Origin of the sequence: Kitasatospora sp. NPDC086791 (assembly GCF_040685975.1) — a bacterium.
GTDB lineage: Bacteria > Actinomycetota > Actinomycetes > Streptomycetales > Streptomycetaceae > Kitasatospora.
Genome location: NZ_JBFBOC010000026.1, coordinates 1 through 24488 on the forward strand (window position 1 = coordinate 1; position 24488 = coordinate 24488).

Genomic DNA, 24488 nt, shown 5'->3' on the forward strand with positions numbered 1-24488 from the left:
TGGTCGGGGGCGAGCCCGGACACCGTCAGGGTGAGCACCGTCCGCCCGGGCACCGAGCGGTCGGTGACGCATGGCGACGGCAGGACGGTCTAGCGGTCCACCACGCGGTCGAAGTGCGTGGTGGTGTGGCGGACCTGGAGACCGAGCTCCTCGCCGATCGCCGGGGGCTCGGTCTCGCCGTCCAGGAACAGCAGCGAGACCTGCATGTGCGGCGGCTCGGCGAACCAGAGCTGCTTGCCGGCCCAGTGGAACGGCGACTTGGTCTTGTTGACGGTCGCCAGGCCGGCCCGGGCGATGCCCTTGGCCCGTGAGGCCATGCTCTGCACGTACTTGGGCGCCTCCAGGCCGATGCCGTGCGCGGTGCCGCCGGCGACCACCAGGATGTGGCCGTCGGCCGGCGCCGGGTGCTGGCGGTAGCCGTAGCGGTCGCCCTTCTTCAGCGGGGTGACGTCCAGGACGGTGGCCCGGACCTCCAGCGCGGCGTGGTCGCCCAGCCAGAGCCGGGTGCCGATCCGGGCCCGGAAGACGGTCTCCGGGTAGCGCTGGGCCAGCTGCTCCATGCCCGCCGCGCCGAGGTGGCTGACGAACACGGTGTGCACCGGGATGCCCGCGGCGCGGGCGGTGTCCACCCAGTACGCGACCTCCTCGACCGGGCTGGAGCCGTCCGGCCGGTCCATCGGCAGGTGCAGCGCCAGGCCCTCGAAGCTGACGCCGTCCAGCTCGGCGGCGACGGTGCGCAGGTCGGCGGCGCTCACGCCGTGGCGGCGCATGGTGGTCATGCACTCCAGCACCACCCGGGTGCCGTGCAGCGTGCGCAGCGCGGCCACGCTCGCCACCGTGCGGATCACCCGGGCGTGCGGCAGCGGCAGGACCTCCTCGCCGACCCGGTAGGGGGTGAGCACCAGCAGCTCGCCGCCGTACCACTCGGCGGCGTCGGCGGCCTCGTACGCGGTACCGACGGCGAGCACACCGGTGCCCAGCAGCGTCGCCTCCTCGGCCAGCCGGTGGTTGCCCAGGCCGTAGCCGTTCCCCTTGGCGACGGGCACCAGGCCGGGGAACTCGGCGAGGACGGAGCGCTGGTGGGTGCGCCAGCGTTCGGTGTCGAGGTAGAGCGACAGCGTCATCGGGTCAGCCTCCTCAGCGGCGGGACATGTAGAGGTCGAGGGCCTTGTGCAGCAGCTTGTTGAGCGGGAAGTCCCACTCGCCGAGGTACTCGGCCGCCTGGCCGCCGGTGCCGACCTTGAACTGGATCAGACCGAACAGGTGGTCGTTCTCGTCCAGGGTGTCACTGATGCCGCGCAGGTCGTACACCCCGCCGCCGAGGGCGTAGGAGTCGCGCATCATCCGCCACTGGATGGCGTTGGAGGGCTTGACCTCGCGCTTGTGGTTGGCCGAGGCGCCGTAGGAGTACCAGACGTGCTCGCCGACCACCAGCATCGTGGTCGCGGCCAGCGGCTCGCCCTCGTGGTAGGCGATGTAGAGGCGCATCCGGTTCGGGTCCTCGGCGGTGAGGGCCTTCCACATCCGCTGGAAGTAGGACAGCGGGCGCGGGGTGAAGTGGTCGCGCTCGGCGGTGACCAGGTAGAGCTGGTGGAAGATCGGCAGCTCGTCGTAGCCGCCCTGGTACACCTCGACGCCGCTCTTCTCGGCCTTCTTGATGTTGCGGCGCCACAGCTGGTTGAAGTTCTTGTGGATGTCGTCCAGCGAGCGGTTGGCCAGCGGCACCTGGAAGACGTAGCGGGGCTGGACGTCGCCGAAGCCGGCGCCGCCGTCCTCGCCCTGCAGCCAGCCGGCCTTGCGCAGCCGGTCGGCCACCTCGAAGGCGCGCGGCTCGTACCAGTCGGCCTCGACGTCGCGCAGCCGCTTGGCCTGCTTGGCGGCGATGGCCTCCTTGATGGTGGGGGCGTCCCAGCGGCGGATGACCACCGGCGGGCCCATCTTCACCGAGAACGCGCCCTGCGACTTCAGGTGCGCCAGCATCGGGGAGAGCCAGCGGTCGAGGTCGCGGTCGAACCAGTCGATGACCGGGCCCTCGGGCAGGTAGGCGAGGTAGCGCTTGAGCTTGGGCAGCTGGCGGTACAGGACCAGGCCGGCGCCGACGAGCTGGTTGGTGTCGTCGAACCAGCCGATCGACTCGGACCGCCACTCCGCCTTGACGTCGCCCCACGACGGCACCTGCATGTGGCTGGCCGAGGCGCGGCTCCTGATGAAGGCGAGGTGCTCCTCGCGGGTGATCGTCCTCAGGCGCAGGCTCATTGCTCGGTGCTCCTCGTCGGTCGGGCTGCGGTGGGCCCCGGGTTCTCGGGCTGACCTTATCGTCCGGGGTCCGGGCCCCCGTCGCGGCGGGCGCGGCGGGCGCGACGGCGCCCCCGTCGGGTACCTGTCTCCTTGCAGATACGCGGCGAGGGCGCCGGGGGTTCCGGAGCGGCCGGAGCGGTCCGGCGCCGGAGGGGGTGCGGGCTCAGCCCCAGAGGCCGCCGCGGGCGACGCCGAGGTAGAAGCCGATCGCGGAGGCGCCGAGCGAGACCATCAGGACGAAGCGCTCGGCGGTGGTGACCGAGACGAACACGCCCCAGAGCCCGGTGACGACGCCGGCCAGGCCGGTCCACGAGGTCAGCAGGTGGAGGTTGTAGAAGAACGAGGTCGTGAAGGCGATCACGCCCAGGACGGCGGTGAGCGCCACCAGGGTGTTCTCGCGGGGGTGCGGATGGCCGTCGGTGTTCAGCGTGAGCGCGGGCATGCGGTGGACGGACTGGGCCATGAGTCCCACCTCCAGGCGTGGAGACGAACGGGCAGGAATCCCGTTCCGTCCAGATTGAGGCGGTTGGGCCGCTCTCACAACCCCTATGCGTTTTGTTCGGCCGTACGGGTGCGGGTAGGCTGTGCCGTCTGCACTGGTGTAGTTGTGCCCCCTTGCGCCCTCTTCCGGGCGACGCCCCCTCCGGGGGTGGGCGGGGCCGACTGTCGGACCCGCCCGCTACGGTGGGCCGGAGTCGTCACCGCACCGGTGCCGACGCTACGCACAACCCTCCTGCCACGGAGAGACCGTGGCCGCTGAGTCCAAAGGAGGTGGGTTACCCATGCGTCACTACGAGGTGATGGTCATCCTCGACCCCTCGGTCGAGGAGCGCGCTGTCTCCCCCCTGATCGAGAACTTCCTCACCGTCGTCCGCAACGCGGGCGGCAAGGTGGAGAAGGTCGACACCTGGGGTCGTCGCCGTCTGGCTTACGAGATCAACAAGCAGTCCGAGGGCATCTACTCGGTCATCGACCTGAAGGCCACGCCTGAGGTCGTCAAGGAGCTCGACCGCCAGATGGGCCTGAGCGAGTCGGTTCTGCGGACCAAGGTCCTGCGCCCGGACACCCACTGAGCCACCTCTGAGGCCTTCGGGTCTCGGGTAGCTCGCGTCCGCTGTTTCACGTGAAACAGCGGTGAACGGACATCTTCCCGAGAGGTCATCACCACCATGGCAGGCGAGACCGTCATCACCCTCGTCGGCAATCTCGTCGACGACCCCGAGCTGCGCTTCACCCCGTCGGGTGCGGCGGTCGCGAAGTTCCGCATCGCGTCCACCCCCCGCACCTTCGACCGTCAGACGAACGAGTGGAAGGACGGCGAGAGCCTCTTCCTCACGTGCAACGTCTGGCGGCAGCCGGCGGAGAACGTGGCCGAGTCGCTGCAGCGCGGCATGCGCGTCATCGTGCAGGGCCGACTGCGCCAGCGGTCTTACGAGACCAAGGAAGGCGAGAAGCGGACGGTCTTCGAGGTCGAGGTCGACGAGGTCGGCCCGAGCCTGCGCTCGGCGACCGCCAAGGTCACCCGGGCCAACCGGTCCGGCGGCCCCGGCGGTCCTGGTGGCGGCTTCGGCGGCCAGCAGGGCGGCGGCCAGGGCGGCGGCAACTGGGGCGGCGGTGGCGGCCAGCAGGGCGGCGGCTGGGGTGGAAACTCCGGCGGCCAGTCCGGCCCCTCCGAGGACCCCTGGGCCTCCAGCGCCCCGTCCGGTGGAAACCAGGGCGGCGGCTGGGGAGCCCCGTCCGGTGGCGGTGGCGGCGGCTACTCGGAAGAGCCCCCGTTCTAAGAGCTGACAGATTTCGTGCGGCCCGGCCGTCGGCGTCCCCGGACGCCCGCCGGGCCGTGAACCCCAAATGGAGCACACAATGGCGAAGCCGCCTGCTCGCAAGCCGAAGAAGAAGGTTTGCGTCTTCTGCAAGGACAAGGTCAACTACGTTGACTACAAGGACACGAACCTGCTGCGGAAGTACATCTCCGACCGCGGCAAGATCCGTGCCCGCCGGGTCACCGGCAACTGCACCCAGCACCAGCGTGACGTCGCCACGGCCGTGAAGAACAGCCGTGAGATGGCGCTGCTGCCCTACACCAGCACCGCGCGCTAAGAGAGGGTGACCAAGTAATGAAGATCATCCTCACGCACGAGGTGCCGGGTCTCGGCTCCGCCGGCGAGGTCGTCGAGGTCAAGGACGGCTACGCCCGCAACTACCTGGTCCCGCGTGGCTACGCCATCCGCTGGACCAAGGGTGGTCAGAAGGACGTCGACGCCATCCGTCGCGCCCGCAAGATCCACGCGATCCAGACCCTCGAGGCCGCCAACGAGGTCAAGGGCAAGCTGGAGGGCGTCCAGGTCAAGCTGGCCGTTCGCTCGGGCGAGGCCGGCCGTCTGTTCGGTTCGGTGACCCAGGCCGACGTCGTCGAGGCCATCAAGGCCGCCGGCGGCCCGTCGGTCGACAAGCGCGCCGTCGCGATCGCCTCGCCGATCAAGACCGTGGGCACCCACAAGGTCTCGGTCAAGCTGCACTCCGACGTTCAGGCCAACCTGGACATCGCGGTCGTCGCTGCCTGAGTTCCGTAGCAGTGGCCTGAGGGCCGGGCTCCTCCGGGAGCCCGGCCCTCGGTCGTTCCCGGGGGCGGGCTACCCGCGCACGGCCCCGGTGACCAGCCACGCGCCGCCGCGGGCGCGCCAGGCCAGGAAGCCGGCGCGGACCAGCATGAACAGGTTCATCGCCCACCAGAGCCCTGCCAGCCCGGTGCCGGTGGCCGGGACGGCGAGGGCCGCCGGGGCGAACACCGCCAGGGTCACCAGCGCCGCCCGGGCCAGGTACGGACCGTCCCCGGCCCCCATCAGCACCCCGTCCAGCACGAAGACCAGGCCGGAGACCGGCTGGCTGAGCGCGAGCAGCAGCAGGGCGGTGTCCAGCTGTGCCCGGACGGCCGGATCGGGTGTGAACAGCGGGACGTACAGCGGGCGGGCGGCCACCACCAGCAGGCCGAGCAGCACCCCCGCGCCGACGCCCCACTCGACCATCCGCCGGGTGGCGGCCCTGGCCCCGGGGACGTCCGAGGCGCCCAGGCAGCGGCCGATGATGGCCTGGCCGGCGATCGCGATGGCGTCCAGTGCGAAGGCCAGGAAGCTGAACAGCGTCATGGTGATCTGGTGCGCGGCGACCTGGTCGTCGCCCAGCCGGGCGGCCACCGCGGTGGCGATCATCAGCACCGCGCGCAGGCTGATCGTCCGCACCAGCAGCGGGCCGCCCGCCCTGGCACCGGCCCGGATGCCCGCCGGGTCCGGCCGCAGCGAGGCCCGCTCCCGGCGGGCGCCGCGGACCACCACGACCAGGTAGGTGGCGGCCATCCCGGTCTGCGCGGCCACGGTGCCCCAGGCCGAGCCGGCCACCCCGAGCCCGGCCCCGTACACCAGCCCGGCGTTCAGGCCGAGGTTGGCGGCGAAGCCGGCGACGGCCACCACCAGCGGCGTACGGGTGTCCTGGAGACCGCGCAGCACGCCGGTGGCCGCCAGCACCATCAGCATCGCCGGGATGCCCAGGGAGCTGATCCGCAGGTACGTCACCGTGTGCGGGGCGGCGGTCGGCGAGGCGCCCAGGACGTCGGCCACCCAGGGGGCCGACAGCAGGGTCAGCAGGACCACCGGGACGGCCAGGCCGAGGGCGAGCCAGATGCCGTCGATGCCCTGCTGCACGGCGCCCCGGCGGTCCCCGGCGCCGATCCGGCGGGCGACCGCCGCGGTGGTGGCGTAGGCGAGGAAGACGAACACGCCGGTCGCGGTGGTGAGCGCGGCGGAGGCGACGCCGACCCCGGCCAGCTGGGCGGTGCCGAGGTGGCCGACGATCGCCGAGTCGGCCATCAGGAAGAGCGGTTCGGCGACCAGCGCGCCGAAGGCCGGGACGGCCAGGGCGAGGATCTCCCGGTCGTGCCGGCGCCCGGCGGGGGCGGTGACGGTGGCCGGGGAGGCGTCGTGGGGCGGCGAGGCGGTCATGGGCTCCAGGCTACTCATCCACAGGTAATAGATGTAGAGGATAGGTGACTATTACTCGATATCTTGAGCGACCTCGTTCGCCTGCTCTGTGCCCACAGCCGTTCGGAGGTGTGTGAAGAATTTCTCATGCACAGGCCCTGGAAGAGGTAATTGCAGGTCAGCAGGTTGACAGCGGATCGATCGTCCGGTTATCCACAGGGACGTCCACAGGGGTGTCCACAGCTTTGCGGCAGTTCTCCACAGGCCGGGGCCGTTCATCCACACCCCCTGTGGATAACCGCCTTGGCGCAAGGGCGTCCGGCGCCTTAGCGTGGGCCCCTCCGACCGACACTCCCACCGCCCCGGCGTCCGATTTGTCGGAGCCGTGGCGTACAAAGAGGGGCGGATCCGCTCCACCCAGCCACCGGCAAGGCCCGCTCCAACTCGCACGACTCGCTGATCGGGGAACACGCGTGACCGGCCCCCAGTACGACGACCACGACGCCCCGCCGCCGGAAGAGGACTGGCAGACCGCCGAGGACCCCTTCCCGGCCGGTGCCTTCGACGACGCGCCCTTCCCGGAAGGCCCCGGGGACCGGCTCCCGGTCTCCCGCGGCCAGGGCGGCCAGGGCGGCCAGGGCGGCCAGGGCGGCCAGAGCGGTGGCCGCGACGGCTTCCAGAAGGGCAGCGGCTTCCAGGGCGGCAAGGGCGGCCGGAACGGCTCGGGGCGCGAGGGCGGCCAGCGGGACGGCGGCTGGCAGCGCCGCGGCGAGGGCGACGGCGAGGGCGGCGCGGACGGCTTCGAGCGCGTCCCCCCGCAGGACCTCGCCGCCGAGCAGTCCGTCCTCGGCGGCATGCTGCTCTCCAAGGACGCCATCGCCGACGTGGTCGAGGTGCTCAAGCCCGCCGACTACTACCGGCCCGCGCACGAGATGGTGCACGGCGCGATCCTCGACCTCTACGCCCGCGGCGAGCCGGCCGACCCGATCACCGTGGCCGGCGAGCTGACCAAGCGCGGCGAGCTGCAGCGGGTCGGCGGCGCCTCGTACCTGCACACCCTGGTCAACTCCGTCCCGACCGCGGCCAACGCCGAGTACTACGCCCAGATCGTCCACGAGCGCGCCGTGCTGCGCCGGCTGGTCGAGGCGGGCACCCGGATCGCCGGCATGGGCTACGCGTCCGAGGGCGACGTGGACGAGATCGTCAACGCCGCCCAGGCGGAGATCTACGCCGTCACCGAGCAGCGCACCAACGAGGACTACGCGCCGCTGGCCGACATCATGGAGGGCGCCCTCGACGAGATCGAGGCGATCGGCTCCCGGCAGGGCCAGATGTCCGGCGTGCCGACCGGCTTCGCCGACTTCGACCAGCTGACCAACGGCCTGCACCCCGGCCAGATGATCGTCATCGCGGCCCGCCCCGCGATGGGCAAGTCCACCCTCGCCCTGGACTTCGCCCGGGCCTGCTCGATCCAGCACAAGCTGCCGAGCGTGATCTTCTCGCTCGAAATGGGGCGCAACGAGATCGCCATGCGCCTGCTCTCCGCCGAGGCCCGGGTCGCGCTGCACCACATGCGCTCCGGGAACATGACGGACGACGACTGGACCCGGGTCGCCCGCCGGATGCCGGACGTCAGCGAGGCGCCGCTGTTCATCGACGACTCGCCGAACCTGTCGATGATGGAGATCCGGGCCAAGTGCCGCCGGCTCAAGCAGCGCAACGACATCAAGCTGGTCGTCATCGACTACCTCCAGCTGATGCAGTCCGGCGGCTCCCGCCGGGCCGAGAACCGCCAGCAGGAGGTCTCGGACATGTCCCGGAACCTCAAGCTGCTGGCCAAGGAGCTGGAAGTCCCGGTCATCGCGCTCTCCCAGCTGAACCGTGGCCCCGAGCAGCGCACCGACAAGCGGCCGATGGTCTCCGACCTGCGCGAGTCCGGCTCGATCGAGCAGGACGCCGACATGGTCATCCTGCTGCACCGCGAGGACGCCTACGAGAAGGAGTCCCCGCGCGCGGGCGAGGCCGACCTGATCGTCGCCAAGCACCGCAACGGTCCGACCGCGACCATCACGGTGGCCTTCCAGGGCCACTACTCGCGCTTCGTGGACATGACCAGGGACTGACCGGGGCCCGGCACCGGGACCGACCGCGACCGGCCTGGGGATCAGGCCGGGGAGCGGGTCGGGGATCAGACCGGGGAGCGGGTCGGGAGTGGTTCGGGGACCGACCGAGGCCAGCCCGGGCGGCGGTGGGGCCGCCCGGATGGGCTAGTGTCCGGCGGATGGGTACCAAGGGATCACTGGCTCGGTGGGGAGTGCGGAGGGTGCGGCGGGGCGAGCGCGCCGCCGCGCCGGGGAGCCGACTCGGCTGGCTGGACGCGCTGCGCGGCATCGCCGCGATGGCCGTGGTGGCCCATCACTTCGAAGTCCTGAAGCTGATCCCGGGCGGCGCCGCCATCGCGGACCACTTCGACCTCGGGTTCTACGGGGTGATGGCGTTCTTCATCGTCAGCGGGTACATCATCCCGGCCTCGCTGGAGCGCCGCGGTGACGTCCGGGCCTTCTGGATCGGCCGGATCCTCCGGATCTACCCGGCGCTGATCGTGACCATGCTCTTCGCCGAGCTGGTCCTGCCGCACGACTACCAGGTGCTCACCTTCGACGGCTACGGGCACGACAAGCTCTGGCTGGCCGGCAACGGCCTGATGCTGTCGGACGTGCTGGGCGTGGTGAACGGGCTCAGCATCATGTGGACGCTGACGTACGAGATGCTCTTCTACTTCTTCGTCAGCAGCCTCTTCGCGTTCGCCTGGCACCGGCGCAGCGCACCGATCGCGGTCGGGTCGGCGGCGATCGCGCTCGTGCTGGGGGTGCTGATCCCGTCGTGGAGCCTGCAGAGCAGCCTCGACGCGATCAGAAACCTCGTGCTCGCCTCCGTGGTCGTCGTGGTCATGGGCGTGTTCTGCATGCTCAGCGGCAATGCGGCGCTGGCCCGGACCGGCGGTCTGCTGCTGGGCGGGCTGGGTCTGCTGCTGGTGTTCACCAACGGCCGGACCACCGCGTACGAGACCTTCACCATCTTCGCGACGATGTTCGCGGGCACGGTGGTCTACCGGGCGCAGCACGGGCAGATCGAGCGGATCGAGGCCTGGCTGTCCGTCGGTTTCGTGGTGGTGTCGGGCGCCCTGGTGGGCCCGATGTACAACCGGGGCGCGATGGCGAACGCGACCTCGACCTTCACCTGGTCGGCGTGGACCACCGCCTACCTGGCGGCGTGGGCGTCGTTCGGCGGCTTCTTCCTGCTGCGCAACCGGCGGTGGCCCCGTCCGCTGGTCTGGCTTGGGGCGGTGAGCTACTCGGCCTACCTGCTGCACTGGGCGGTCAAGAAGTTCCTGCTCTGGCGGCTCGGCTGGGACAGCCACCACTACCCGGACAAGCTGGCCGCGATGCCGGTGGTGGAGCGGTGGGCCTGGGTGCTCGGCTATGTCGCGGTGCTGCTGGTGGTCTGCTGGGTGGTGTACCGGCTGGTGGAGCTGCCGTTCCAGAACCTGGGCCGCAGGCTGACCGCGGCGGCGAACCGGCGGTGGCCGCCGCAGTCGCTGCAGGAGCCGGCGCCGGTCCCGGCGCAGTCCTCGGGTACGGGGACGACCGCGGAGCCGGCGCTGGTGGCTGCGGGCGCGAGCACGGGCGGGCAGCAGTAGCGGACCGATCGAACAGGGCCGGGCGGCAGGAGGGTTCCTGCTGCCCGGCCCTGTTCGATCGAGGGCCCGTCAGGGGCTCAGATCGTCACGGTGGCGCGGAAGAGGGTGCCGGTGCCGGACAGCCGGGTCGGGGCGCCGGTGGCGGGCAGGAAGGCGGATCCACCGCGGGCGAGGTCCAGGACGGTGCCGTCGTCGGCGGTCAGGCGGACGCCGCCCCCGGTGCAGAGCAGGATCTGCGGGGTGCGGCCGTCGATCGCGCGCTCGACGCCGGCCAGCGTGAAGCGGGAGAGCCGGAACTCGTCGATCGGGACGGGGTAGAGCTCCTCGCCCGGCGTGCCCTCGACGGGGACGGGGGCCAGCACCCCGGGGGCGCCGGACTCGAAGACCACGACCTTCAGCAGCTCCGGCACGTCGATGTGCTTCGGGGTGAGGCCGGCCCGCAGCACGTTGTCGGAGTTGGCCTGCAGTTCGACGCAGACGCCGGACAGGTAGGCGTGCGGCACCCCGGCGCCCAGGTAGAGCGCCTCGCCGGCCCGCAGCCGGAAGTGGTTGAGCAGCATGCCGGCGATCACGCCGCGGTCGTCCGGGAAGTCCTTGGCGATCCGGGCGTACGGGGCGTACCGGGCGTGCGGTCGGTCCGGATCGCCGGTGCCGAACTCCGCCAGCGCCTCGGCGGTCTCCCGGACGGTCTTCGCGGCCGTCCCGTCGTCCATGGTGAGGATCGCGGCCAGCGTGCCGCGCAGCGCCTCGGCCTCGTCCTCGACGCCCAGCAGCTCGATCAGCGGCTCCAGCCCGGGCACCCCGAGCCCGGCCAGCAGCCCGGCCGCCTCGGCGGGCCGGCGGAAGCCGCACAGGCCCTCGAACTCGCCCAGCGCGCAGACCATTTCGGGCTTGTGGTTGGCGTCGCGGTAGCTGCGCTCGGGGGCGTCCAGCGGGATGCCGAGGGCGTTCTCGGCGGCGAAGCCGGCCCGGGCCTGATCGAGTGTGGGGTGGGCCTGGATCGACAGCGGGGTGCCCGCGGCGAGGACCTTGAAGAGGAACGGCAGGGTCGGACCGAACCTGGCCACGCCGGCGGCGCCCAGCTCGCCCTCCGGGTCGGCCGCGATCAGCTCGTCCAGTCGGCGCGGGCCGGCCCCGCGGTCGGCGCGGGACGGGTCGCCGGGGTGGGCGCCCATCCACAGCTCGGCCTGCGGTTCACCGGTCGGCTGCCGCCCGAGCAGCTCGGGCAGGGCCGTGAGCGACCCCCAGGCGTACGGGCGGACGGTGTTGACGAGCCTGTCCATGCGCGCGGTCCTACTCCTTCGCTGTCTGAGCGGTTGTGCCGGATCGCCGGGGCGGGCCCGGCGGTGCGGGCGGTCCGGGCACGGGCAAGGGCATCGACCCTAGCCGAACGGTGTCACCGAGGGGGAAACGGTGGGCGTCCGGTGGGAGTGCCATGGTCGGACCGGTGGTTCCCGGGCGCGGTAGTAGGATGCCAGCACGCAGTAGTCTCCGCCCTGCGCGCAGTTCTCCACCGTGGTCATCCCGTCGGAGGGACTGCCGGTGGAGCCGCGTTCCAGAGTGCGGGCGACGGTGTTCTGAGCATCCCCGCCATCGGCCGAGAGGTTTGTACGTGACCGTGAACCAGCAGAGTTTTGCTGATCTCGGCAGGGTCCTGGTGATCATCCCGACCTACAACGAGGCGGAGAACGTCGAGCGGATCGTCGGCCGGGTCCGTGCCGCGGTGCCCGAGGCGCACGTCCTGGTCGCCGACGACAACAGCCCCGACGGCACCGGCGAGCTGGCCGACAAGCTGGCCGTCGAGGACCCGTACGTGCACGTCATGCACCGCAAGGGCAAGGAGGGCTTGGGCGCCGCCTACCTCGCGGGCTTCCGCTGGGGCATCGACAACGGCTACGACGTCCTGGTCGAGATGGACGCGGACGGCTCGCACCAGCCCGAGGAGCTGGACCGGCTGCTGGGCGCGCTGCGCGGCGCCGACCTGGTGCTGGGCTCCCGCTGGGTGCCGGGCGGCCGGGTGGTGAACTGGCCGAAGTCGCGGCTGCTCCTCTCGCGCGGCGGCTCGACCTACTCCCGGCTGATGCTGGGCGTGCCGATCAAGGACGTCACCGGTGGCTACCGGGCGTTCCGCAAGGAGACCCTGCTGGGCCTCGGCATGGACGAGGTCGCCTCGGCCGGGTACTGCTTCCAGGTCGACCTGGCCTGGCGCACGGTGAAGGCCGGGTTCAAGGTCGCCGAGGTGCCGATCACCTTCGTCGAGCGGGAGCTGGGCGCCTCCAAGATGAGCCGCTCCATCGTGGTCGAGGCGCTGTGGCGGGTGACCTCCTGGGGTCTCTCCGACCGGCTGGCCCGGCTGCGCGGCGCGAAGAAGCGCTGACGACGACGGATGCACGTGGCTGAGGGGCCCGTCCGCTGGTGACAGCGGACGGGCCCCTCAGCGTGTCCGGGTGCGGACGGCCGCCCCGGTGCGGGGTCAGCAGCCGCCGTTCCTGAGGGCGCTCTCCGGCAGGTAGCGGTCGGCCCAGACGGCCAGTTCGCGGAGCGCGGGCTTGAGCGCGACGCCGCTCTCGGTGAGCCGGTAGCTGACCCGCAGCGGCGGGCCGGCGTCGACCTCGCGGACCACCAGCCCGGCCTCGGCCAGCTCGGTCAGCCGGTCGGAGAGCATCCGTTCGCTGATGCCCGGGACGGCGCGGCGCAGCTCGGAGAAGTAGGCCTGGCCGCCGTTGTTGAGCACGCCCAGCAGCATGCCGGTCCAGCGTTTGCCGAGCAGGGTGAAGACCCGGCCGAGGGCCGGGTCGACGTTCTGGCAGCCGCCGTGGGCGCCGGTGCCGCCCGTGGCGAGGGCGGTCGGGACTCCGTGGGGCACTACCTCGGGCTGGGCCATGGCTCCAGCGTACTCGACGTTCACTAGTGACTGCAGAAAAGTAAGCTGCTACCGTACTTTTAGCTGCAGCGGAAACGGAAGCTACTTATTCTCTGGAGGCCCAGCCATGCCCACGCTCCTGCACATCGACTCCTCCGCGGTCGCCGCCGGCTCCGTCTCCCGCGAGGTCACGGCCGCCTTCCGGGCCGCCTGGCAGGCGGAGCACCCCGAGGGCACGGTGATCTACCGGGACCTCGCCGCCGACCCGGTCCCGCACCTGGACGCGCACGGCATCAGCGCCGGATTCGCCCCGGCCGCGGCGCACAGCACCGAGCAGGCCGCCGCCTTCGCGCTGCGCCACGAGCTGATGTCGGAGCTGGAGCGGGCCGACGCCGTGCTGATCGGCAGCCCGATGTACAACTTCACGATCCCGTCGTCCCTCAAGGCCTGGCTGGACCAGGTGATCCTGGTGGGCCGCACCGCCGGTGAGGCGCCCTCCGCCAAGGGCACCCCGGTCACCGTGGTCGCGGCCCGCGGCGGCTCCTACGCGCCCGGCGCCCCGCGCGAGCCGTTCGAGTTCGTCACCACCTACCTGGAGAAGGTGCTGACCGGGATGCTCGGGCTGGAGGTCGACTTCATCGTCCCGGAGTTCACCCTGGCGTCCGCCGTCCCGGCGATGGCCGAGTTCGTCCCGAACGCCGCCGAGTCCAAGGCCCGGGCCCTGGAGCAGGCCGCCCGCCGGGCCAAGGAGCTCGCCGCCCGGGCCGCGGCGTGACCTGAGTCGGAAGGCGTGCCCCGCCGGGCGCGCCTTCCGGGCAATCGGGCCCCGGTGCTCCCATGCTGTAGGGCGCAGCAGATCCGACCGCCCAGCCGAGGGAGCAGCCCGTGACGTCGTCCCCGTCCGACGAGAGCGCCGGCGCGGAGCGTGCGGACGCCCCGGCCGCGGCGCACCCGGAGGCCCAGCGGCCCGCCGCGCCGCTGGAGGTCGCCGTCTTCACCGGCCCCGAGTCGGCCTTCTTCGCCACCTCCACGCTGATCCTCGGCGAGCGGACCGCGATCCTGGTGGACGCCCAGCTCACCCGCAGCGCCGGGCGCGAACTGGCCGAGTGGGTCGCGGGCAAGGGCCGCCGACTGCTCGCCATCGTGGTCACCCACCAGCACCCGGACCACTACTTCGGCGCCGAGGAGGTGCTGAAGCTCTTCCCCGAGGCGCAGTTGCTGGCCGCGCCGGCGGTGGTCGAGGGCATCCGGCGCACCGCCGCCGCCAAGGTCGCCCAGTGGAAGCCGGTCTACGGCGACGACATCCCGGACCACCCGCTGATCCCCGCCCTGCTGCTGCCGCAGCCGCTCGTGCTGGACCGCCAGGTGATCCCCGTGCTGCTGCTCGGCCAGGCCGACTGCGGGGACTCCACCGTCGTCCACGTGCCGAGCATCCGGACCGTGATCGCCGGGGACTTCGTCTACAACGGCACCCACGTCTGGACCGCCGACACCACCCCGGCCCAGCGCACCACCTGGGGACACAACCTCGGCCGGATCGCCGGCCTCGGCGCGGACCGGGTGATCGCCGGGCACCGGGCCCCCGGCCAGGGCGACGACGCGGCCCGGGTGCTCGCCTTCACCGGCGAGTACCTGCGGGACTTCGACCGGCTGCTGGCCCGGCACCCGGACGACCCCGAAGCGCTGGTCACCGCCGTGAACCAGCGGTACGGGGAGCTGACGCTGCCGGTCATCCTGGACCTGGGCGCGGCGGCGAACACCGCCCGGGCGGCGGAGGACGGGATCATCGACGCGGAGATCGTCGAGGACGACCAGGACTGGTAGGACTGGTAGGACGACCAGGACCGGTGGGGCGGGTGGGTTCCGTCGCGGCCGGACGGATACTGGCCGCATGACGCCGTACGACGTGATCGTTCCGGCGGGCGGGGCCGCCCGGCGCCTCGGCGGGGCCGACAAACCCGGGCTGACGGTCGGCGAGACCACCCTGCTCGACCGGGTGCTCGCCGCCTGCCCGGACGCCCGCACCACCGTGGTGGTCGGCCCGGCCCGGCCGACCGCGCGCGACGGCGTCCGCTGGACGAGGGAACAGCCGCCCGGCGGCGGGCCGGTCGCCGCCGTCGCGGCCGGGCTCGACCTGGTCACCGCGGACACCGTGCTGCTGCTCGCCGCCGACCTGCCGTTCCTGGACCGGCGGACCGTGCACCGGCTCGCCGCCGCCCTGGACGGCGCCGGGCCCGCGGTGGCCGCCGCCGTGCTGGTCGACGCGGGCGGCCGCGACCAGCCGCTCGCCGCCGCCTACCGGACCGCCCCGCTGCGCGCCGCGCTGGCCGGGCTCGGCGATCCGGCGGGGCAGCCGTTGCGCCGCCTGGTCGGCGGGCTGGCGAAGCTGCGGGTCGCCGACACCGACGGCGTCGCCTACGACTGCGACACCTGGGAGGACCTGGAACAGGCCCGGGAACGCGACCGGACCTGAACCTCACGACGCCGGAGACCGGGCTGTGAGGGAAACGACGCGTCCCGCACACGGGGCGAACACCTCGGGGAAACCGCCGATCAGGCAGCATGGGCGCATGGAGCGCACGCTGGATGACTGGATCGCCGAGGTCAAGGCCGACCTGGGCGTCGACCTGGACGTGGACGTCCGAGGTCTGCTCGACCTGGCCCGGGTGGTCGCGCACGGGGTGGCCCGGCCGGCCGCGCCGCTGACCGCCTTCCTGATCGGCTACGCGGCAGCCCAGCGGGGCGGCGGGCCGGAGGCGGTCGCCGAGGCCGCCCGGCGGACCGAGGCGCTCGCCGACGGGTGGAGCGCCGGCGACCGGCCGGGCGAGCAGTGAGCACGGTCGGGCAGACCACCGTGGCCGCACCGTCCGCCGACCCCACGCCGTCCGGGGGCCCGACGCCGTCCGGGGGCCCGACGCCGTCCGTCGGTCTGATGTCCTCCGGCGGTTCCACACCGCCCGCCGGCCCCGCCGAGTCGAGCTGGCCCCGGGCCCGCGAGACCGCGCGCCGGGCCGGACTGCGTCCGCTGCCCGGGGTCGGGCTGCCGCTGGCCGAGGCGCTCGGCCGCACTCTCGCCGAGCCGCTCGCCGCGCTGACCGACCTGCCCGCCTTCGACACCTCCGCGATGGACGGCTGGGCGGTCGCCGGGCCCGGCCCGTGGCGGGTCGCCGGCCGGGTACTGGCCGGATCGGTCGAGTCGGCGCCGCTGGCCGACGGCTCCGCGGTGGAGATCGCCACCGGCGCCCGACTGCCCTCCGGCGCCACCGCCGTGCTGCGCCGTGAGCACGGGTGGACGGACGGCACGCTGCTGCGCGACCGCGGCCCCCGGCAGTTGACCACCGGCCAGGACGTCCGGCCGCGCGGCCAGGAGTGCCGCCGGGGCGAGGAGTTGCTGCCGGCGGGCACCGAGGTCGGGCCCGCCGTGCTCGGCCTGGCCGCCGCCTGCGGCCACGACCGGCTGCTGGTCCGCCGCCGCCCGGTGGTCCAACTGCTCGTCCTCGGGGACGAGTTGCTGGCCGCCGGGATCCCCGGCCCGGGCCTGGTCCGGGACGCGCTCGGACCGCTGCTGCCGCCCTGGCTGCGGGCCGCCGGTGCCGAGGTCGCCGAAGTGCGGTACGTGTGCGACGACTTCGGACTGCTCCGGGACGCGCTGCGGCACTCCACCGCCGACATCGTGGTCACCACCGGTGGGACGGCCGCCGGGCCGGTCGACTTCCTGCACCGGGCGCTCACCGAGGCCGGTGCCCGGCTGCTGGTGGACGGCGTCGCCGTCCGGCCCGGACACCCCATGCTGCTGGCCGAACTCCCCGGCGGGCGCCACCTGGTCGGCCTGCCGGGCAACCCGCTGGCCGCCGTCGCGGGGATGGTCACGCTCGCCCTGCCGCTGCTGCACGCCCGCGCCGGCCGGGCCGTCGGCGTCCCCGCCCTGGCACCCGTCGCGGCCGCGCTCCCCGGCCACCCGGCGGACACCCGGCTGCAGCCCGTCCGGCGCACCGCCGAGGGCGTCGTCCCGCTCGCCTTCGACGGGCCCGCGATGCTGCGCGGACTCGCCCGGGCCGAGGCGCTGGCCGTGGTCCCGCCCGGCGGGGCGGCCGCGGGGGAGACGGTCGAGCTGCTGGAGGTGCCGTGAACGGGCCGAACGAGGCGCCCGCATGAGCCGCTTCGGACGCGACCGGGCGCCGGGGACGGAGCCGTGGGCGGACGCCGGGATCGTGCTGCCCGCCCGCCGGGCCGCACCCGCCGGACGGCAGGTCGGCTCGCGGCTGCTGCTGGCGCTCGCCGTGCTGATCGCCACCACGCTGATCGTCTACGCCGACCGGGCGGGCTACAACGACAACGCCGGAGGCGGGGTCGGCTTCCTCGACGCGGCGTACTACGCCACCGTGACGCTCTCCACCACCGGCTACGGCGACATCACCCCGTACAGCGACAGCGCCCGGCTCACCAACATCCTCGTGGTCACCCCGCTGCGCGTGCTGTTCCTGATCATCCTGGTCGGCACCACGCTGGAGGTGCTGACCGAACGCACCCGCCTGCAATGGCGGTTGAACCGCTGGAGGTCCACGGTGCACGAGCACACCGTCGTCATCGGGTACGGGACGAAGGGCCGCAGCGCCGTCGACACCCTGCTCGGGCAGGGGGTGAGGAAGGAGGAGATCGTCGTCGTCGACCCGCAGCGCAAGGTGATCGACCAGGCCGCGCAGCACGGCCTGGTCGGGGTGGTCGGCGACGCCACCCGCACCGACACGCTGGTGCGGGCCGCCCTGCCCACGGCGGCCCGGGTCGTGGTCGCCCCGGAGCGGGACGACACCGCCGTGCTGGTCACGCTGACGGCGCGCCAGCTGAACAAGCACGCCACGGTGGTCGCCGCCGTGCGGGAGGACGAGAACGCCCCGCTGCTGCGGCAGAGCGGCGCCGACGTCGTGGTCACCAGTTCCAGTTCGGCCGGGCGGCTGCTCGGGCTGTCGATGCTCAGCCCGCACGCCGGGGCGGTGATGGAGGACCTGCTGACGTACGGCACCGGGCTGGACGTGGTGGAGCGCCCGGTCACCCGGGCCGAGGCCGGGCACGGCCCGCGCGAGTGCGAGGACCTGGTGGTCGCGGTGGTCCGCGGGCGACGGGTGCTCAACTACGACGAGCCGGAGGCCGCCGTGCTGCGGCTCACCGACCGGGTGATCGTCATCAGGTCGACCGGCTGACCCGGCGTCGGCCGGCCGGCGCGGGCCCTGCCCCCTGAACCGCCCTGACGCGGAGTAGGTTCGGGGCATGCACGCGATGACGATTCCCGTACCCGGCGGCCCCGAGGCACTGGTGTGGGCCGAGGTGCCCGACCCGGTGCCCGCGGAGGGCGAGGTCCTGGTCGAGGTGACGGCCACCGCCGTCAACCGGGCCGACCTGCTCCAGCGGCAGGGTTTCTACGACCCGCCGCCCGGCGCCTCGCCCTACCCGGGGCTGGAGTGCGCCGGGCGGATCGTCGCGCTCGGGCCCGGGGTGGCCGGCTGGGCGGTCGGCGACGAGGTGTGCGCGCTGCTGACGGGCGGCGGCTACGCGCAGCGGGTCGCGGTGCCGAGCGGGCAGCTGCTGCCGCTGCCGAAGGGGCTCACCCCCGAGCAGGCCGCGGCGCTGCCGGAGGTCGCCTGCACGGTGTGGTCCAACGTCTTCCTCACCGCGCACCTGCGGCCCGGCGAGACCGTGCTGCTGCACGGCGGCGCGAGCGGCATCGGGACCATGGCGATCCAGCTGGCCAAGGCCGTCGGCGCGCGGGTCGCGGTCACCGCGGGCAGCGCCGAGAAGCTGGCCCGGTGCACCGAGCTGGGGGCGGACATCGCGATCGACTACCGGAAGCAGGACTTCGTCGCGGCGCTCCGGGAGGCCACCGGCGGGGCCGGGGCGGACGTGATCCTGGACATCATGGGCGCCAAGTACCTGCAGCGGAACGTGGACGCGCTGGCGGTCAACGGGCGGCTGGTGATCATCGGGCTGCAGGGCGGGGTGAAGGGCGAACTCGACCTCAACGCGCTGCTGCGCAAGCGGGCGGCGGTGATCGCCACCAACCTGCGCGGGCGGCCGCTGGCGGAGAAGGCGGCGATCGTGGCGGCGGTGCGGGAGCACGTGTGGCCGCTGGTCGAGTCCGGGGTGGTGAAGCCGGTGGTGGACCGGGTGCTGCCGCTGACCGACGCGGGCGAGGGGCACCGGGTGCTGGAGGCCGGGGAGCAGGTGGGGAAGGTCGTGCTGCGGGCCTAGGGCCGGCGGGCCCGCTGGTTCGGGGGCGGGGGAGGCCGGGCCGGTGCTGCGGTGCGGGTGTCCGGCCGGCGTCCGAAATGCCTGGAATGCCGGGCCGTGCGACGCTGGTCCGGAGCTGTCCCGCCGCCGACCCCGCCCCCGGGCGCGGCCGGCCGTCGGAAGGACTCCGACCGTGGCCGCATCCCCGCACGCGTTCCTCGGGCCGCTGCCCGTGGCGCCGCACCACCGTCGTACCCGTCGCCGCCCGTACGCGGGCCGCGCCCAGCGGCTGTTCGCGGCGGCCGTCCTGGGGCTCACGCTCCCACTGGCCGCCGCGTCGGCGGCGGTGGCGATGCCGTCGCCCTCGGCCTGGGTGTCACCTTCTCCCGACCCCGATCCCGCGCCCTCTCCGCTTCCTCCTTCCCCTCCTCCCGCTCCGACGCCGGGTGCCGGGTCGAGTGCGGTGGGTGCGGAGGCGGGCTCCGAGACGTCGGCGGCGGTGTCTCCGGCCGGGACCGGGCCGGCGGCCGCGCCGCCGCGGCACCCGGTGCGCCGTCCGCTCCGGCACCGTCCGGCCTCGCTGCCGGAGCGCTTCGACGCCACCGTGGAGCAGGCACCGGACCAGGCGGTCGGCCAGGTGCCCGACCAGGCTCCCGACCAGGCCCCCGACCAGGTTCAGGACCAGGCTCCCGACCAGGCCCCCGACCAGGTTCAGGACCAGGCTCCCGACCAGGCCCCCGGCCAGGTTCAGGACCAGAGCATCGTGGCCGGCCCGTCGGCCGCCGGCCCGGGCACCCCGGACCCGGTGGACCCCGGCGGCCTCGCGGCACCGGAGGCCGTCACGGCCGCCTCCGACCGGCCGGTCGCGGCCGCCGCGATCCCCTCCGTCCTCCCCGCCCGCTGGCAGGACGCCTCCACCACCCAGCTCCCGCTGGGCGTCGGCCTGGGCATGATCGGCTGCGGTCTGGGGCTGATCGGTCTGCGGCTGCGGAAGGGCTGAGCCGCGGGGCCGGCGTCGCGGGGGCGGTTCGCGGCGCGGGCGGGGGTGGAGGTTCGGTGCGGATTCCGTGGGCGGGGGAGCGGGCGTGGACCGGGCGGGCGGCCGGTGCGCGGGCCGCGCGGGCCGAAGGTCGCGGACCCGTACGGATTCCCGTGCGGCGCGCGGGGGCGTACCTTCGTCACGGGTGGCGCAGGCCGGCGGGACGAACGGGGGCTTCCGCCCGACCAACCCCAGTGAGAGAGAATGTTGTTCATGACGAATCCGATGAACGAGCGCTCGTCGCAGGAGCCCTACCGGGCCGCCGGCGGGCAGCCGCAGGACGGCCAGAAGGTGCTGATCGTCGGACCGGACGGAATGCCGGTGGGCCCGGGGTTCACCGGCCCGGTGGGGGACGAGGACGACGGCGACGTGCCGCGCGAGCTCCCGGTGACCGAGATGGTCGAGCAGCCCGCCAAGGTCATGCGCATCGGCAGCATGATCAAGCAGCTGCTGGAGGAGGTCCGGGCGGCACCCCTCGACGAGGCGAGCCGGGCCCGGTTGAAGGACATCCACGCGAGCTCGATCAAGGAGCTCGAACTCGGCCTGGCGCCGGAGCTGGTCGCCGAACTGGAGCGGCTGTCGCTGCCGTTCACCGAGGACAGCATCCCGACCGAGGCCGAGCTGCGGATCGCCCAGGCCCAGCTGGTCGGCTGGCTGGAGGGACTGTTCCACGGCATCCAGACCGCGTTGTTCGCCCAGCAGATGGCGGCGCGGGCCCAGTTGGAGCAGATGCGGCGGGCGCTGCCGCCGGGCCTGCAGGGTGGCGACCACGACGAGGACGAGCCGGGCCACGGCCGCGGCGTCCGCTCCGGTCCGTACCTCTAACGACCTCCGGCGGGCAGCCGCCGGTGCGTCCGGCGGCTGCCCGCCGGACCGGACGTACCACGACGATCCGCCCCCGGGCCGCGCCGTCGGGACCCGGTGCCGACGGCCCGTGCCCCGGACCGGCCCTGGGCCGGTCACCGTCGGCGCGAGCCGATACCCTGGCCCCTGTCGCAGGCCGGTCGAGCCGCCGCGACAGGGGCCCGCCGGGCCAGCGGGCCGGGCCCACCACGCACGGACGAGACCGAACGTCACGGTTGCGGCAGCACGGCCGCGCCGAGGGGGAGCAGAGGACCATGAGCGAGCACGGCAACGCGGTCGAGGGCTTCTCCCTGGGCAACGGCCGCTATGTGCTGCAGCGGCTGCTGGGCGAGGGCGGCATGGCGTCCGTGCACCTCGCCTACGACAGCGTGCTGGACCGGCAGGTCGCGCTGAAGAGCATGCACAGCGAGCTGGGCCGGGACGCCTCGTTCAAGGAGCGGTTCCGCCGCGAGGCCCAGGCGGTGGCCCGGCTGGAGCACCCGAACATCGTCACGGTGTACGACAGCGGTGAGGACGTCGCCCCGGACGGCTCCAGCACCCCGTACATCGTCATGCAGCTGATCGACGGCCAGGGCCTGCGCGAGGCGATCAACGAGGCGGTCGGCCAGTACGGCGCGATGCCGACCGAGGCGGCCCTGCGGGTCACCGTCGGCGTGCTGAACGCGCTGGAGGCCTCGCACGACATGGGCCTGGTGCACCGCGACATCAAGCCCGGCAACGTCATGTTCGACCGCAAGGGCAATGTCAAGGTCATGGACTTCGGCATCGCCCGGGCGCTGGAGTCCGGCGCCACGTCGATGACGCAGACCGGCATGGTGGTCGGCACCCCGCAGTACCTCTCGCCCGAGCAGGCGCTCGGCAAGCCGGTGGACGCCCGCTCCGACCTGTACTCGGTCGGCGTGATGCTCTTCGAGATGCTCACCGGCCAGCTGGTCTTCGACGGCGACTCGGCGTTCTCGATCGCCTACAAGCACGTCCAGGAGGAGCCGCCGGCGCCCTCCACCCTCAACCGCTCGCTCACCCCCGAGGTGGACGCCTTCGTCGCCCAGGCGCTGCGCAAGGACCCGGCGCACCGGTTCCAGAGCGCGGCGGCGATGCGGGACGAGGCGGAGCGGCTGATCGAGGCCGCCAAGGGCGGCGGCAGCGGGCAGAAGCTGCAGGCCAGCACCCCGCTGGTGATCAACGAGGGCCCGCGCTCGGTGCACGCCGCCCCGCAGCCGCCGCACACGCCGCAGCCGCAGTACCTGCAGCAGGGGCAGCAGCCGCCGCAGTACCGGACGCCGCCGCCCGCCTACCAGGCGCCGGGTCCGCAGGCCCCGCACACGCCGCAGCCGCAGTACCTGCAGCAGGGGCAGCAGCCGCCGCAGTACCGGACGCCGCCGCCCGCCTACCAGGCCCCGCGCCCGCAGGCCCCGCACACGCCGCACCCCTTCCCGCAGCAGGCGCACACCCCGCAGCCGCACCGGGTGCCGCCGTACCAGCAGCCGAAGGCGCCCGGGGGCGGCGGCTGTTCGACGGTCCTGGTCGTGGTCGGGATCATCATCGGCGTGCTCGTGCTGGCGGGCATCATCATCGCGATCGTGGTCAACAACGCCGACAAGAAGACCGGCGGCAAGTTCAGCCACGCCGACCGCCCGGCGAACGTGCTGGTGGTCGACCTCCCGGCCGACCGGAATGGTCTGCTCTGACGGTTTCCGACCGGTTGGCGCATGCCACGTACGCTTCCCGGAAGGGGTAGCGTTCGGGGATACGTAAGCGACAGGGCACCGCGATCCGAGCGAACGCCCGGGGCGAGGAGCGATGGCACAGACGCAGCAGCCGGACGACGACGCGGGTGCCCGAGCGGTCGGCCGGACCGGCGGGACGCCGAGGATGCCGGAGCCCGGCAGCGAGCCCGCGCCCTCGGGGCTGCCGCCCGTCTACGGGGCCGGCGGCCCGCACACCCCCGGTCGCGGCACCTCGGCACCGCTGGGCACCGTCGGTGACGGCCGCTACCGGATGACCCACCGGCTGGGCCGCGGTGGCATGGCCGAGGTGTTCGCCGCCGAGGACGTGCGGCTGGGCCGCACCGTCGCCGTCAAGCTGCTGCGCGGTGAGCTGGCCCAGGACGACGTCGCCCGGCTGCGGTTCACCCGCGAGGCACACGCCGTCGCGGCGCTCAACCACCACTCGATCGTCTCGGTCTACGACACCGGCGAGGAGTACGTCGGGGACGAGTCCACGCCGTACATCGTGATGGAGCTGGTCGAGGGCCGGACCGTCCGCGAGCTGCTGGCGGACGAGGACGCACCGCCGGTCGACCAGGCGCTGATCATCATCGCCGGGGTGCTGGAGGCGCTCGCGTACAGCCACCGGCACGGCATCGTCCACCGCGACATCAAGCCCGCCAACGTGATCATCACGACCACCGGCGCGGTCAAGGTGATGGACTTCGGCATCGCCCGGGCGCTGACCGGCGGGGCCACCACGATGACCCAGACCGGCATGGTCATGGGCACCCCGCAGTACCTCTCGCCCGAGCAGGCGCTCGGCAAACCGGTCGACCACCGCTCCGACCTGTACGCGGCCGGCTGCATGCTGTACGAACTGCTCACGCTGCGCCCGCCGTTCACCGGCGACACCCCGCTCTCGGTGGTCTACCAGCACGTCCAGGACCCGCCGGTGCCGCCCTCGCAGGCGAACAGCCGGGTGCCGGTCGGCCTCGACCCGCTGGTGCTGCGCTCGCTCGCCAAGAACCCGGACGACCGCTTCCAGGACGCCGACGAGTTCCGCGCCCACCTGCAGCACGCGCTGCGCGAGATGCACGGCGCCGCCGGGGCCGGCTGGGTCGGCACGGCCGGCGACACCGGCGCGACCCAGGTGCTCCGGCCGGACCAGACGGCGGCCACCGCGGCCTTCGGCGTGGTCGGCCCCGGCGACCAGACCTCCGCGCTGCCCTACCAGGGCGCGAACGGCCCGCACACCCCCGCCACGTCCTACCCGGTGGCCGGCGGCGGGTACGGCGGTGGCGGCGAGGACGACGGCCACGACGGCGGGTACGGCCGGCGGCGCGGGCCGTGGGCCTGGGTGGCCGGCGGCGTCGCGGTACTGGTCGCGGCCGGGGCCGGCATCGCGATCGCGCTCAACGGTGTCGGCAACGGCACCACCAAGGGCCACGACCTGCCCCCGGCGCCCGCGCCGGTGGTCAGCACGACCGAGCCCACCACGCCGGCCCAGAGCGGGCTGCCGACCCCGCCGGCCTCGGTCTCCGGCAGCAAGAAGCCGCAGCCGCCGACCGACCCCGGCAACAACAACAGCGGGAACAACACCGGGAACAACGGCACCAACATGTCGCCGTCGCCGACTTCGGGCAAGCACACGCCGACGCCGACGCCGACGACGAGCGCCAGCCACACCCCGACGGCCCCGGGGACGGCGACGCCGACCGGCGGGTCTACCGGTGGGGCGACGCCGACCTCGGGCGGCGGGGGCGGCACGCCCACCAACCCGCCGTCCCAGTCCTCGAAGCCGACGGCGCCGCAGACTCCCTGA

At 73.5% G+C, this 24488-nt stretch carries 22 protein-coding genes and 1 pseudogene; 17 read left to right on the forward strand and 6 right to left on the reverse strand.

All coding sequences use genetic code 11. The features are described 5' to 3' along the window. Positions 1–89: 89 nt before the first annotated feature. From AB0Q99_RS26490 to AB0Q99_RS26500, 3 genes are all read right to left on the reverse strand, one after another. Positions 90–1124, reverse strand: a complete 1035-nt coding sequence (locus AB0Q99_RS26490; protein ID WP_363575833.1) for an alanine racemase — start codon at positions 1122–1124, stop codon at positions 90–92. 13 nt (positions 1125–1137) lie between these two features. Next, the gene (locus tag AB0Q99_RS26495) at positions 1138–2256 is read right to left on the reverse strand and encodes a peptidoglycan bridge formation glycyltransferase FemA/FemB family protein (RefSeq protein WP_363575835.1); all 1119 of its coding nucleotides are present in this window, start codon (positions 2254–2256) and stop codon (positions 1138–1140) included. A gap of 205 nt (positions 2257–2461) precedes the next feature. Continuing rightward, positions 2462–2761: a hypothetical protein gene (locus AB0Q99_RS26500; RefSeq protein ID WP_363575837.1), complete on the reverse strand. Its 300-nt coding sequence runs from the start codon at positions 2759–2761 to the stop codon at positions 2462–2464. 319 nt (positions 2762–3080) lie between these two features. Between AB0Q99_RS26500 and rpsF the strand changes: the two genes are divergently transcribed. The 4 genes from rpsF (at position 3081) to rplI (ending at position 4859) form a co-directional block, all read left to right on the forward strand. Next, positions 3081–3371, forward strand: a complete 291-nt coding sequence (rpsF, locus tag AB0Q99_RS26505; protein ID WP_063348486.1) for a 30S ribosomal protein S6 — start codon at positions 3081–3083, stop codon at positions 3369–3371. Between the two features lie 96 nt (positions 3372–3467). Then, the gene (locus tag AB0Q99_RS26510) at positions 3468–4079 is read left to right on the forward strand and encodes a single-stranded DNA-binding protein (RefSeq protein ID WP_363575838.1); all 612 of its coding nucleotides are present in this window, start codon (positions 3468–3470) and stop codon (positions 4077–4079) included. A 79-nt stretch (positions 4080–4158) separates the two neighbouring features. Next, positions 4159–4395 carry a 30S ribosomal protein S18 gene (gene rpsR / locus AB0Q99_RS26515; protein WP_030059640.1) on the forward strand — a complete coding sequence of 79 codons (237 nt, stop codon included), beginning with the start codon at positions 4159–4161 and terminating at the stop codon, positions 4393–4395. A gap of 17 nt (positions 4396–4412) precedes the next feature. Next, positions 4413–4859, forward strand: a complete 447-nt coding sequence (gene rplI / locus AB0Q99_RS26520; RefSeq protein ID WP_363575840.1) for a 50S ribosomal protein L9 — start codon at positions 4413–4415, stop codon at positions 4857–4859. Between the two features lie 69 nt (positions 4860–4928). Here the strand turns inward: rplI and AB0Q99_RS26525 are convergent, their stop codons facing one another. Beyond that, positions 4929–6290, reverse strand: a complete 1362-nt coding sequence (locus AB0Q99_RS26525; protein ID WP_363575841.1) for an MATE family efflux transporter — start codon at positions 6288–6290, stop codon at positions 4929–4931. Between the two features lie 452 nt (positions 6291–6742). On the opposite strand from AB0Q99_RS26525, the gene dnaB reads away from it, so the two are divergent. Together dnaB and AB0Q99_RS26535 are read left to right on the forward strand one after the other, a co-directional pair. Next, entirely contained in the window at positions 6743–8392 is a 1650-nt protein-coding gene (dnaB, locus tag AB0Q99_RS26530; RefSeq protein WP_363575843.1) for a replicative DNA helicase, read from the forward strand. A 200-nt stretch (positions 8393–8592) separates the two neighbouring features. Continuing rightward, complete coding sequence (locus AB0Q99_RS26535) at positions 8593–9969, forward strand: acyltransferase (protein WP_363575844.1); 1377 nt, start codon at positions 8593–8595, stop codon at positions 9967–9969. Positions 9970–10046: 77 nt separating this feature from the next. On the opposite strand, the gene manA is transcribed toward AB0Q99_RS26535, so the two are convergent. After that, positions 10047–11252: a mannose-6-phosphate isomerase, class I gene (gene manA / locus AB0Q99_RS26540; RefSeq protein ID WP_363575846.1), complete on the reverse strand. Its 1206-nt coding sequence runs from the start codon at positions 11250–11252 to the stop codon at positions 10047–10049. A 329-nt stretch (positions 11253–11581) separates the two neighbouring features. Between manA and AB0Q99_RS26545 the strand changes: the two genes are divergently transcribed. After that, entirely contained in the window at positions 11582–12346 is a 765-nt protein-coding gene (locus AB0Q99_RS26545; protein ID WP_363575847.1) for a polyprenol monophosphomannose synthase, read from the forward strand. Positions 12347–12442: 96 nt separating this feature from the next. On the opposite strand, the gene AB0Q99_RS26550 is transcribed toward AB0Q99_RS26545, so the two are convergent. Then, a complete protein-coding gene (locus tag AB0Q99_RS26550) occupies positions 12443–12853 on the reverse strand; it encodes a helix-turn-helix domain-containing protein (RefSeq protein WP_363575849.1) in 411 nt (136 codons plus the stop codon). Between the two features lie 106 nt (positions 12854–12959). Here AB0Q99_RS26550 and AB0Q99_RS26555 point away from each other — a divergent pair, with 106 nt between their 5' ends. From AB0Q99_RS26555 to AB0Q99_RS26600, 10 genes and pseudogenes are all read left to right on the forward strand, one after another. After that, positions 12960–13607, forward strand: a complete 648-nt coding sequence (locus AB0Q99_RS26555) for an NAD(P)H-dependent oxidoreductase (RefSeq protein WP_363575851.1) — start codon at positions 12960–12962, stop codon at positions 13605–13607. A 110-nt stretch (positions 13608–13717) separates the two neighbouring features. Further along, positions 13718–14656, forward strand: a complete 939-nt coding sequence (locus AB0Q99_RS26560; RefSeq protein ID WP_363575853.1) for an MBL fold metallo-hydrolase — start codon at positions 13718–13720, stop codon at positions 14654–14656. 67 nt (positions 14657–14723) lie between these two features. Further along, positions 14724–15666 (forward strand): annotated as a pseudogene (locus AB0Q99_RS26565) (NTP transferase domain-containing protein). 98 nt (positions 15667–15764) lie between these two features. Continuing rightward, complete coding sequence (locus AB0Q99_RS26570) at positions 15765–16961, forward strand: molybdopterin molybdotransferase MoeA (protein WP_363575855.1); 1197 nt, start codon at positions 15765–15767, stop codon at positions 16959–16961. A 22-nt stretch (positions 16962–16983) separates the two neighbouring features. Further along, complete coding sequence (locus AB0Q99_RS26575) at positions 16984–18030, forward strand: potassium channel family protein (RefSeq protein WP_363575857.1); 1047 nt, start codon at positions 16984–16986, stop codon at positions 18028–18030. A 67-nt stretch (positions 18031–18097) separates the two neighbouring features. Then, positions 18098–19075: an NAD(P)H-quinone oxidoreductase gene (locus AB0Q99_RS26580; RefSeq protein ID WP_363575859.1), complete on the forward strand. Its 978-nt coding sequence runs from the start codon at positions 18098–18100 to the stop codon at positions 19073–19075. Between the two features lie 526 nt (positions 19076–19601). Continuing rightward, positions 19602–20054, forward strand: coding sequence for a hypothetical protein (locus tag AB0Q99_RS26585; RefSeq protein ID WP_363575861.1), 453 nt, complete (start codon positions 19602–19604; stop codon positions 20052–20054). A 252-nt stretch (positions 20055–20306) separates the two neighbouring features. Then, on the forward strand, positions 20307–20918 hold the full coding sequence (locus tag AB0Q99_RS26590; RefSeq protein WP_363575862.1) for a bacterial proteasome activator family protein: 612 nt from the start codon (positions 20307–20309) through the stop codon (positions 20916–20918). 293 nt (positions 20919–21211) lie between these two features. After that, a complete protein-coding gene (locus AB0Q99_RS26595) occupies positions 21212–22645 on the forward strand; it encodes a protein kinase (protein ID WP_363575864.1) in 1434 nt (477 codons plus the stop codon). Between the two features lie 310 nt (positions 22646–22955). Then, the gene (locus AB0Q99_RS26600) at positions 22956–24488 is read left to right on the forward strand and encodes a protein kinase (protein WP_363575970.1); all 1533 of its coding nucleotides are present in this window, start codon (positions 22956–22958) and stop codon (positions 24486–24488) included.

Coding starts and splice junctions, on each gene's coding strand:
- AB0Q99_RS26575 (WP_363575857.1), top strand. CDS start 16,984: ATGAGCCGCTTCGGACGCGACCGGGCGCCGGGGACGGAGCCGTGGGCG.
- rplI (WP_363575840.1), top strand. CDS start 4,413: ATGAAGATCATCCTCACGCACGAGGTGCCGGGTCTCGGCTCCGCCGGC.
- rpsF (WP_063348486.1), top strand. CDS start 3,081: ATGCGTCACTACGAGGTGATGGTCATCCTCGACCCCTCGGTCGAGGAG.
- AB0Q99_RS26555 (WP_363575851.1), top strand. CDS start 12,960: ATGCCCACGCTCCTGCACATCGACTCCTCCGCGGTCGCCGCCGGCTCC.
- AB0Q99_RS26600 (WP_363575970.1), top strand. CDS start 22,956: ATGACCCACCGGCTGGGCCGCGGTGGCATGGCCGAGGTGTTCGCCGCC.
- AB0Q99_RS26595 (WP_363575864.1), top strand. CDS start 21,212: ATGAGCGAGCACGGCAACGCGGTCGAGGGCTTCTCCCTGGGCAACGGC.
- AB0Q99_RS26510 (WP_363575838.1), top strand. CDS start 3,468: ATGGCAGGCGAGACCGTCATCACCCTCGTCGGCAATCTCGTCGACGAC.
- AB0Q99_RS26550 (WP_363575849.1), bottom strand. CDS start 12,853: ATGGCCCAGCCCGAGGTAGTGCCCCACGGAGTCCCGACCGCCCTCGCC.
- AB0Q99_RS26495 (WP_363575835.1), bottom strand. CDS start 2,256: ATGAGCCTGCGCCTGAGGACGATCACCCGCGAGGAGCACCTCGCCTTC.
- manA (WP_363575846.1), bottom strand. CDS start 11,252: ATGGACAGGCTCGTCAACACCGTCCGCCCGTACGCCTGGGGGTCGCTC.
- AB0Q99_RS26490 (WP_363575833.1), bottom strand. CDS start 1,124: ATGACGCTGTCGCTCTACCTCGACACCGAACGCTGGCGCACCCACCAG.
- AB0Q99_RS26580 (WP_363575859.1), top strand. CDS start 18,098: ATGCACGCGATGACGATTCCCGTACCCGGCGGCCCCGAGGCACTGGTG.
- AB0Q99_RS26500 (WP_363575837.1), bottom strand. CDS start 2,761: ATGGCCCAGTCCGTCCACCGCATGCCCGCGCTCACGCTGAACACCGAC.
- AB0Q99_RS26570 (WP_363575855.1), top strand. CDS start 15,765: ATGTCCTCCGGCGGTTCCACACCGCCCGCCGGCCCCGCCGAGTCGAGC.
- rpsR (WP_030059640.1), top strand. CDS start 4,159: ATGGCGAAGCCGCCTGCTCGCAAGCCGAAGAAGAAGGTTTGCGTCTTC.
- AB0Q99_RS26525 (WP_363575841.1), bottom strand. CDS start 6,290: ATGACCGCCTCGCCGCCCCACGACGCCTCCCCGGCCACCGTCACCGCC.
- AB0Q99_RS26590 (WP_363575862.1), top strand. CDS start 20,307: ATGACGAATCCGATGAACGAGCGCTCGTCGCAGGAGCCCTACCGGGCC.